The organism is Morganella sp. HSTU-ASny43 (genome assembly GCF_022819185.1).
GTDB lineage: Bacteria > Pseudomonadota > Gammaproteobacteria > Enterobacterales > Enterobacteriaceae > Morganella > Morganella morganii.
In genome coordinates this window covers 45,321-53,548 of the sequence record NZ_WSPG01000026.1, presented here as the reverse complement: position 1 = coordinate 53,548, position 8,228 = coordinate 45,321, and the positions used below count along the sequence as shown (strand labels likewise).

The window sequence follows — 8,228 nt, the reverse complement described above, 5'->3', positions numbered from 1 at the left end:
TTATTATATTCTGTTTTATTACCCCTGCGTTAAAATTCACTAATGAAAACATATGTCAAAATATTTTAATTCTATCTTATTGACTTTTTTTAATAAAAAACAGACCATTTCTAATGGAGCGCATAATAATTGGTGCTAACATTATTTCTATGAATGATTTAATGTAATCTGCCAAATATAAATATGGCAGACTCCCTCAATGATTGGAGATTGGTATAAAAATGAAGTTAGGAACGTATGAACGACCAAAATATTGGGGTGTTGATGGTGTTATCGGTGATATCTACTACTATCCGGATTATACTTTATTCTTTAGATTAAAATATAATGGCAGTCCATCTGATAAAAACTGGTATTATCCGAAAAAAGAAGTCAATAATCAGTTCTGGGATTGGGTTGGGTATTACCCCGGAACGATGTCAGAGCCCAAAACTTGGCGTGAACCCGGAATCGAGGGTTGCATTTACTATGAGCCGGAATATGGTTATTTACGTTTGAAAAAAGACGGTAATCCGTCTGAACATAAATGGTATTTTCCATCTGATGGCAACTCAAATGAATATTGGGATTTTATCGACTTTAGGGCAGGTAATCCTGTGGATCCTAAATCTTGGGATGTAGATGAAGGCCAGGAAGGTGATTATTTCTATAGTGCGAGACTGAATTCTTTTTTTATTTTTAAAAAAAATGGTAAGCCATCTTCTTTTAACTGGTATTTTCCGGAAAATGGACAGGATAATACTTATTGGCACTATATGGGACCTTTGAAAAAAAATGTTGGCTGAAGTTCATTGATGGAAAATTGCCTATTAACCAGATATCATTACCCGGTACACATGATTCAGCGACAGGTACATATAGTGAAGGGATAGGTGAAGGCGGGATGGTAAAAACACAGGATGATTCTGTTTATGAGCAACTTAATTCAGGGATCCGGTTTATTGATGCACGTTGTCGTCATATAAGTAATTCATTTGCCATGCATCATGGAATAATATACTTAAATAAAATGTTTGGTGATATCCTGAATGAATGTAAGCGTTTTTTGCAGGAAAACCCGAGTGAATTTATTCTTATGTCAGTTAAACGTGAACATACAGAAGAGCAATGTACCCGGAGTTTTCAGGAAACCTTTGAGAAGGAATATTATGATTCTTATTGGTGGTTTGGGGAGGACCGTTTCCCTCTGCTGGAGGAAGTCAGAGGCAAAATTGTTCTTTTCAGCCGCTTTGGCGGACCCCACGGAATACAAACGTCCTGGAAAGATAATGCAACATTTGATATTGACGAAAGAATACATGTACAGGATGAATATAATCAAACAGATGAAGTCAAAAAATGGCATGCAATAGAAAATGCATGGAGTTTTGCAGCCTACAGAGGCAATACTGAATGGATGACAATTAATTTTACCAGCATTGCAGCCGGATTTTGGGGTACAAGGAGTATAAGGGATTATGCTGAAGATAAAAACTCGGAACTGGCTACTCATATAATGTCCCGTGGTGAATGCTGTGGTGTCGTCGTTTCTGATTTTCATAATATCGCTATGCTTTCTAATGGTGTTATTATGACTAACTTTCGGAATATGCTAAATCCGGCAAGAGGATTGTTTTTAGCTTTTTTATTAATATCATAGTGAATATGATTATCACCCGATAGAAAAAGAGCCGGTAATACCTTACCGGCTCTTCACTATAAAAATATGTTATCCCGTATATGCCGGTGTGTTACCACTCCAGGTTCATACCGGCACCATACATGACATCACCGCCGTTTGATGTTGAGGTTGCCAGGCTGGCTTTAACTGCCACATTTTTATTGAAACGGTAGCCGCTGCCGACAGCAACCGCATTTTCGGAGTTATATCCGCCGACAGCTGCACTGAGGTTAAATTTACCGACATTATACGGCTGGAACAGGTTTGACGTGGCGGCTGACATTGCAAAGCCGCGCTGCATCTTGTCATTCAGCTCATCATAACGCAGCTCCAGTTTATCAATACGGGCCGAGTTGTGTGTTGCCAGATTATACGCATTATTCGCGGTATTATTGGCTTTCTGCGCCGTGGTGTTAGCATTAATATAGTCAAATTGGCGTATTTATCCGGCTGAACTTCAGTCATTTGATGTTCATGGTAAGCAGAGTTGCGGGGAAAAAAGAACGGCGGGATGAGAAAATAAAACAGTACGGCGGACCGTACTGTTTTGGTGAATAAATAAGAGGTGTTTTGTTATTTTTTACTGCGTTCGTTGTTATCTTTTTCGACTTCAGATTTCCATTCGGAAGTAATTGGTTTTGATTGCTGTTTTACTTCAACTGCTTTATTTACGGCGTCATACGCTTTGCCGTAACCGGCTTTATCCTGCACATAACCGGTGGCGTTGTCACTTTTAATCCCGATATTACCGGCTTCTGCGATAGCATCAATATTGGCGCCGAGGAAAATAAAGTCCCACTTATCTTCTTTCTCTGCAGAATTAATCATTGATTTAATCTTATCACGACTATATTCATTGCTGCTGTTTTCTGCACCGTCAGTAATAATCACAAATAACACATTATTATTTTTGGTAATTTTGCGGTTTTCACGGATTTTATCAATAGTAATACCGACAGCGTCCAGTAACGCGGTATTACCACCGACAGAATAATCATCCAGTGTCAGGTTTTTGACTTTGCTGATAGGCTCGCGGTTATGCAGCGTACTGTTTTCGTGGTTGAATAAAACGGTGGTGACGTAAATATTGCCTTCTTTTTTACGGTTTTCGGCAAGAACGGAGTTATAACCACCGATGGTGTCCTGTTCAAAACCGGACATGGAACCGCTTTTATCCAGAACAAAAACCAGATCCAAATCTGCCGGTGCCGCAGGCTTGGTTTCGGCTGCCGCAAACAGCGAGGCGGAAAATAACAGCAGGAGTGGTGCAATAAAGGTGCGGGAGAGCCTGAACATAGATATTCCTTATACTATTTCTGACAGGGTTATACGACGGATAATGATGTATTCTGAGGTGAACAAAAAATATTCACAGCAGATTTATCTGATTAACTATCACGCGGTTTCTTCCGTCCGCTGCAAAATAGCAGTGAGGTGCCCGGTGTCTCCGTGGCGGCGCAGATAACGGGAAACATCCTCTTCCCATGAACGGCCGTCGCCCAGTATTGCCCGGCTGCGGGTGGAGTGCCGCCCGTAGCGGTTCTGATACAGGCTGATTAATGTCTGGTTGATCCCGCGGATATCCGGATGCGGATTTTTATCCATCTGATGCGCTATTGCCTGCTGCACTTTTGCAATCGCGGCAGGATCCGGCTCATAGCTGCATTCATGGTACTGGCTGAGCACAATAAAGGAAGGCGGAATATTTTCGTCATACGCCGCCTGCAACCGCAGATGGCCATCGAGTATAATGTAGGATGCCAGGCCGCTGATGTACCAGATCAGCACCGGCGGCAGTTTGCCTTCGCGGGCAACTTTACGCCAGTATTTCAGGCGGCTGCTCTGCGGTTCAACCGCGTAACGCGGCAGCAGCTGGTAACCGCCGAACCACCAGTCCGCAAATATAACCCGTCCGGGGGATTGCAGATCCGGCAGGTCTTCGCTGTATAACAGCCAGTCCGCATTACTGATATCTTTGGAGGACGGTGAACGGAAACACCATTTTTCCCGGGGACTGGGGGCATTGACAACATAAGGGGCGGACGGCGGTCTGATATTCATCGGGCGCAGCAGCCACTCTCCGGCCGCAAGCAGCGGGGAAGGGCGCTCCTGCAAATCACGGGCGAAGTAACGGCACCACTGCGGGGTTTGTTCTTCTGCCGGCAGAGCGGCGATTTTCTCAGCCTGTTGTGAGCGGAGCGGCGATAACAGATTCTGCTGAGCCGGATGGTCCTGATTATAAATCAGCCAGACACCACAGTGATCTCGCAGTACGGTTGCCCAGAACAGCGGATAACCACGCAGCTGCAGCTGCATCCGGCTGTTATGGCCGCTGAGCAGCGCAGGGGCATCGTCATTTACCGCTTCAGGATTAACCCTGACAAGCAGGCTGTGCCATTGCTGATAATCATCAATTTTATCCTGCCACCAGTAGGTTTTCATGGTATGGTTTCGCCTCAGATTTTCCGTCACCGGCACAGGCCGTTGCCGGTTGCACCCTTACATTATTTCACAGTGAATGATTATGTCTTACCAATGTCCGCTTTGCCAGCACCCGCTGACGCACCGCTCCGGCAGTTACAGCTGCGAAAACCACCATCAGTTTGATCTCGCGAAAGAGGGGTATATTAATCTCCTGCCTGTCCAGTTCAAGCGCTCGAAAGAGCCGGGTGACAGTAAAGAGATGATGCAGGCGCGCCGGGCATTTCTGGATAATCACCATTACCGCCCGATGCGGGATCAGGTAATCGCGGCATTTGAGCAGTATTTACCGGCACAGGCGGAGCAGGTACTGGATATCGGCTGCGGCGAGGGGTACTACACCGGCGCACTGGCGGAAAGCCTTGCGGCACGGCAGGTGACGGTGTACGGGCTGGATGTGGCGAAGGTTGCTGTCCGCTACGGCGCAAAACGCTATCCGCAGGTCAGCTTCAGTGTGGCATCCAGCCAGCGGCTGCCGTTTGAGGATAACAGTCTGGATGGGGTGCTGCGGATCTATGCGCCGTGTAATCCGGATGAGTTAACCCGTGTGGTGAAACCGGGCGGCATTGTGATTACCGTGACCCCGGGGCCGCGTCATCTGTATCAGCTGAAATCCCTTATTTATGATGAAGTTCATCTGCACCCGCTGAAGGAAGAGCATTTCCCGGGATTCGGTCCGGCACAAGAGCAGCAGGTGGCTTACCCGATGTTGCTGAACGGTGCGGACGCACTCGCGCTGCTTTCAATGACACCGTTTGCCTGGAAAGCGACAGAGGCTGTGAAACATCAGTTGGCAGCAGAAACCGCCTTTTCCTGCGAAACAGATTTTCTGATCCGGGTTTACCGCCGGGAAGCCTGATTCAGAAACAAAAAGACCCGCCGGAGCGGGTCATCAGAAGTGATTAAGCGATTAACCAATATGTTCATACAGAATGGTAAATCCGATCAGGATCAGTACAATCCCGCCGACAATTTCTGCACGCTTACCCAGCATCGGGCCGATATAACGCCCGAGGATCATCCCTGTGGTGGCCATAATCATGGTCATCAGCCCGATAGTCATCGCGGTATGGACGATATTGACTTCCAGAAACGCAAGGCCGACACCAATCGCCATCGCATCCAGGCTGGTGGCAACCGCTGTGGTGGCAAGATGTAATGCACTGTGGCGCTGTGGTTTTTCATGGCGGGCGCAGCAGTCATCACCGGCGGTGACGCTGTTGTAAATCATGCGGGCGCCGAGAATAAACAGCAGTGAGAAGGCAATCCAGTGATCCCATTCCATCACGTAGCGGCTGGCGTAAATACCGATAGCCCAGCCGATCAGCGGTGTCAGGGCTTCAATCACACCAAAGATAAATCCGGTACGCAGTGCTTCGCGTAAAGGTGGTTTGTGCAGGGTAGCGCCTTTGCAGACAGCAACGGCGAAGGCATCCATAGACAGGGCCAGGGCAAGGACGAGGGTGGCGTAAAAACTCATAAACTCAGTCTCGGTCGGGTAGCTTATCCATATACACACAATCCAACCCCGACCTCCGGTGAACTGCGTGTCTATGGTCTTGCCAACCGAAACGGCATCCGCACCATGCTGATATAATATCACGCAAGTATGTTGATACGGATTTTCTGTTATTTTCCTGAGAGGTTAATAACAGAACAGGCTACTCCCCAATGACGTGACCGGAAAGATATCACAGAAAATAAAAAAGGCAAGAATATATATTTTAGTTTTAAAAGATGCTAATGAGAATGATTTTCATTACATGATATTTTAATAAGATAATAAAGACTAATATCATCATTAGTCTTTATTTCTGTAGGGGGATAAAAAGAAGGGGTTATTATTTATTATTAATCATAAAATTATAAATTTTTTGTAAATCATCAAGATGCGTGACTTTGATGTAAATTTTACGATTTTCCAAACCCACAAGAAGAATACCGTCTTCTGATAAATTCATTGTTTTTATTCTGTCATATTTAATATATGCATTGGCGTAAAAAAATCCGTCCTGCTTAAAATATAACTTCGGTGAACGTATAAAAGCCAGATAAATAGCAATGATAATACAGCCGGAAAGTAAATAAGTTGTTAACGGGCTGCCGTGTCCGGTTATATTATTATAAATAACAATACCGATAAGAAGGATAAAGATCACAGCGTCAGCGCGGTGATTACGGCGCAGTTTTATCCGCAGCTGTGTTTTGCCTTTTAGTGTGTTAACAATAAATTCGTCGTAGACGGCAAACAGCAGCATCAGCACAATCACAGCCAGCAGAACAATATCATTTACACTCATTGTGGTTCTTTTCCCCTGAAGTGAAACAGAAAACGGGAGGCGAGCCTCCCGTTTAAACTACCATACTCTTTCTGAAAATACGCGTTCGTCAGAACGTGTTTTTTACCGGTTACAGTCCCAGGAAACCAAAGACATAACCCAGAATACCCAGCACAAAGAAGCCGATAATAATCAGCAGGGCATTCACTTTATGACGCAACAGCCACATACAGCCGAATGTCAGCAGCAGCGGCATCAGGCCCGGCATCAGCTGGTTGAGGATGGTCTGAACAGTGGTGATTTCCATCTCGCCGGTGGTCGGGTTTTTAATTTCCGACACCACAAGCGGGATATTCACTTTTGTCCATTTGTTCACCAGCGCACCCATGACAAACAGACCGAGGATTGACGCCCCCTCTGTCAGTTTCTGCAGGAAGCCGCCGCCCATATCCTGAACAATATCCAGGCCTTTTTTGTAGCCGTAAGCCACGCCGTAGTAACGGGTTGCCAGGCGGACCAGGTTAAACAGGAAGAAGAACAGTAACGGCCCGAGCAGGCTGCCGGTCATGGCAATCCCCGCACCGAGGGCGGCAAAGACCGGACGCACGGTACCCCAGAAAATCGGGTCACCGACACCGGCCAGCGGCCCCATCAGACCGACTTTGATACCGTTGATGGCACCGTCGTCGATAGCCGCACCATTAGCACGCTGCTCTTCCATCGCACAGGTTACACCGAGGATAGGTGCAGCCATATACGGGTGGGTGTTAAAGAACTCCATATGGCGTTTGATAGCCTGTCTGCGTTCTTCATTATTTTCCGGATAAAGACGGCGGATCACCGGTACCATGGAGAAGGCGTAGCCCATTGCCTGCATACGTTCAAAGTTCCATGAACCCTGAAACAGGTTTGAGCGGATGAAGACACCCCGGATATCGCTCTTTCTTAACTGTTTTCTGCCGGTTACGTTGCTTGTAGTATCAACCATGTTGCTCACCTTCTTAGTCTAACTCGTTATCCAGGTCGTTTTTGCTGCCGGCAGCGACAACGACTTCCGATTTGTTGTATTTCGGACTGAGCTGAATATACAGCACAGCCATAACCGCACCGATGACACCCAGCGCAACCAGGTTGAAATCAGTAAATGCCGCGGTAACGAAACCCAGATAGAAGAATGGCATCAGGTAGCCGGCACGCATCATGTTGATAACCATCGCGTAACCGACCACAACAATCATGCCCCCGGCGATATTCAGACCGTTGGTGACCCAGTCAGGAATCGAGTCAAGCATTTCACGGACAACATCAGTACCGACAGACACGGCCACAATAACCGCCGGAATAGCGATACGCATTGCCTGTAACAGCAGGGCACCGACGTGGATCATCCCCAGCGCGGTGAGATTTCCCTTATCAGCCGCACGGTCACCCATGTGCTGGAAGGCCACGGTGATGGTACGGACGATAATGGTCAGCACCTGACCGGCAGCCGCCAGCGGAATAGCCAGCGCGATACCGGCACCGATGTTCTGGCCCCCGGCGATAACCAGGATAGTGGAAATGATGGATGCCAGCGCCGCATCCGGTGCCACTGCCGCACCGATGTTCATCCAGCCGAGTGCGATCATTTCCAGCGTACCGCCGATCATGATCCCGGTTTTCATATCACCCAGTACGATCCCCATCAGCGTACAGGCGACCAGCGGGCGGTGGAACTGGAATTCATCGAGGATTGACCCCATACCTGCAACACAGGCAACGATGAAGACCAGGACGATTTGTACAACGGAAAGTTCCATTGTGTTTCT

At 47.1% G+C, this 8,228-nt stretch carries 10 protein-coding genes and 1 riboswitch; of the genes, 3 read left to right on the top strand and 7 right to left on the bottom strand.

The window, feature by feature from the left end:
- The first annotated feature begins 221 nt into the window (after positions 1-221).
- Positions 222-785, top strand: a complete 564-nt coding sequence (locus GN208_RS13850) for a hypothetical protein (RefSeq protein WP_015422669.1) — start codon at positions 222-224, stop codon at positions 783-785.
- A complete protein-coding gene (locus GN208_RS13845) occupies positions 746-1,639 on the top strand; it encodes a phosphatidylinositol-specific phospholipase C (protein WP_004237394.1) in 894 nt (297 codons plus the stop codon). The genes GN208_RS13850 and GN208_RS13845 overlap by 40 nt, the downstream gene beginning before the upstream one ends.
- Before the next feature lie 91 nt (positions 1,640-1,730).
- Here the strand turns inward: GN208_RS13845 and GN208_RS13840 are convergent, their stop codons facing one another.
- The 3 genes from GN208_RS13840 to GN208_RS13830 form a co-directional block, all read right to left on the bottom strand.
- Positions 1,731-1,943, bottom strand: a complete 213-nt coding sequence (locus GN208_RS13840; RefSeq protein WP_197708805.1) for a YadA C-terminal domain-containing protein — start codon at positions 1,941-1,943, stop codon at positions 1,731-1,733.
- Positions 1,944-2,233: 290 nt separating this feature from the next.
- On the bottom strand, positions 2,234-2,956 hold the full coding sequence (locus GN208_RS13835; protein WP_004237392.1) for a vWA domain-containing protein: 723 nt from the start codon (positions 2,954-2,956) through the stop codon (positions 2,234-2,236).
- Positions 2,957-3,055: 99 nt separating this feature from the next.
- On the bottom strand, positions 3,056-4,102 hold the full coding sequence (locus GN208_RS13830; protein ID WP_004237391.1) for a hypothetical protein: 1,047 nt from the start codon (positions 4,100-4,102) through the stop codon (positions 3,056-3,058).
- A gap of 82 nt (positions 4,103-4,184) precedes the next feature.
- Here GN208_RS13830 and rlmA point away from each other — a divergent pair, with 82 nt between their 5' ends.
- On the top strand, positions 4,185-5,000 hold the full coding sequence (gene rlmA / locus GN208_RS13825; protein WP_015422670.1) for a 23S rRNA (guanine(745)-N(1))-methyltransferase: 816 nt from the start codon (positions 4,185-4,187) through the stop codon (positions 4,998-5,000).
- Between the two features lie 51 nt (positions 5,001-5,051).
- Here the strand turns inward: rlmA and mntP are convergent, their stop codons facing one another.
- The 4 genes from mntP to GN208_RS13805 form a co-directional block, all read right to left on the bottom strand.
- On the bottom strand, positions 5,052-5,621 hold the full coding sequence (gene mntP, locus GN208_RS13820; RefSeq protein WP_004237389.1) for a manganese efflux pump MntP: 570 nt from the start codon (positions 5,619-5,621) through the stop codon (positions 5,052-5,054).
- A 45-nt stretch (positions 5,622-5,666) separates the two neighbouring features.
- A riboswitch (yybP-ykoY riboswitch) is annotated at positions 5,667-5,825 on the bottom strand.
- Between the two features lie 157 nt (positions 5,826-5,982).
- Positions 5,983-6,441 carry a DUF986 family protein gene (locus tag GN208_RS13815; RefSeq protein WP_004237387.1) on the bottom strand — a complete coding sequence of 153 codons (459 nt, stop codon included), beginning with the start codon at positions 6,439-6,441 and terminating at the stop codon, positions 5,983-5,985.
- Positions 6,442-6,550: 109 nt separating this feature from the next.
- Entirely contained in the window at positions 6,551-7,408 is an 858-nt protein-coding gene (locus GN208_RS13810; protein ID WP_004237386.1) for a PTS mannose transporter subunit IID, read from the bottom strand.
- Between the two features lie 13 nt (positions 7,409-7,421).
- Complete coding sequence (locus tag GN208_RS13805; RefSeq protein ID WP_004237385.1) at positions 7,422-8,219, bottom strand: PTS mannose/fructose/sorbose transporter subunit IIC; 798 nt, start codon at positions 8,217-8,219, stop codon at positions 7,422-7,424.
- Positions 8,220-8,228: the final 9 nt, after the last annotated feature.